Source organism: Micromonospora sp. DH14 (assembly GCF_029809455.1).
GTDB lineage: Bacteria > Actinomycetota > Actinomycetes > Mycobacteriales > Micromonosporaceae > Micromonospora > Micromonospora parva.
On the sequence record NZ_JARVKT010000074.1, the window covers coordinates 1 to 1146 of the forward strand.

The 1146-nt window shown below is 67.8% G+C and carries 2 protein-coding genes; both read left to right on the forward strand.

Features of this window, described 5'->3' with window-relative positions; translation table 11 throughout:
• Positions 1-99 precede the first annotated feature (99 nt).
• Complete coding sequence (locus QCZ28_RS34380) at positions 100-564, forward strand: winged helix-turn-helix domain-containing protein (protein ID WP_279520522.1); 465 nt, start codon at positions 100-102, stop codon at positions 562-564.
• 50 nt (positions 565-614) lie between these two features.
• Positions 615-1146: transposase (locus QCZ28_RS34385; RefSeq protein WP_279520523.1), on the forward strand; the 532-nt coding region annotated here is incomplete at its 3' end.

Genomic DNA, 1146 nt, shown 5'->3' on the forward strand with positions numbered 1-1146 from the left:
CTACAGAGGTTGAAAGGCTGACGTCCGTCGGCGTGTCGGCGTGATCTCGGTCGATTGATTCGGTAGGCCGGAGGTATGAGGTATCCGGCTGGTGGTGGCATGAACGCGGCAGCCCGGGTCCGGCGTGAGAAGGTCCGGATCCAGGCCGCGGCGATGTTCGAGGAGTCCGTACCGACCGCGCAGATCGCTTCTGAGCTGCGGGTTTCTGAGAAGTCGGTGCGTCTGTGGCGGCGGCAGTGGACTGCTGGCGGAACGGAGGCTCTGGCGTCGGCGGGGCCGGGCGGCTCGGACTGCAAACTCTCCGTTGAGCAGCGCAAACAGCTGGCCGAGGTGCTCGATGTAGGTCCGATCGTGCACGGCTGGGACGATGCCCGCTGGACGCTCGCGCGGGTGGCCGAGGTGATCGAGCGCCGTTTCGGCGTCTCCTACACGCTGCGTGGGGTGTCCTATCTGCTGCATCGCATCGGGTACAGCCAGCAGGTTCCCACTCGTCGGGCGATCGAACGCGATCCGGAAGCTATCGCCGGCTGGCATCGCGGGCGGTGGCCGTCGGTAAGAGGTTAGCGGCGGCGCGGGGTGCCTGGATCTGCTTCCAGGACGAGGCAGGCCAGGTCATGCGACCGCCGGTGGCCAAGACGTGGGCCCGGCGCGGGCACACGCCGGTCATCGAGGTCTCCGGCAAGGGCTCCGGCCGGGTCTCGATCGCCGGTCTGGTCTGCCTCAAGCCCGGACAGCGAGGCCGGCTGATGTGGCGAACCCGGCTGCACCGCGGTCGCGCCGGGGAGCGTGGCAGCTTCAGCGAGGACGACTACATTGCCTTCCTCGACCAGGCCCACCAGCGCCTGCAGGCACCGATAGTGCTGATCTGGGACAACCTGAACACCCACGTCAGCCGCCGCATGCACGCCCTGATCGCCGCCCGGCCGTGGCTGACCGTGATCCGGTTACCCGCCTACGCTCCGGACCTCAACCCCACCGAAGGCGTCTGGCGCTGGATGAAACGCGGCCTGACCAACACCGCCGCCCGCGGTGTCGACCACCTCGCCCAACTGGTCAAACGCCGACTACGCGCTTGTCAGCAACAGACCGATCTCCTCGCCGGTTTCTTCGCCAGCACCGGCATGACCCTCGAACCCGAACCACCGA

Excerpts from the sequence above, each read along its gene's own strand:
- QCZ28_RS34380 (WP_279520522.1), top strand. The coding sequence starts at position 100 with ATGAACGCGGCAGCCCGGGTCCGGCGTGAGAAGGTCCGGATCCAGGCC.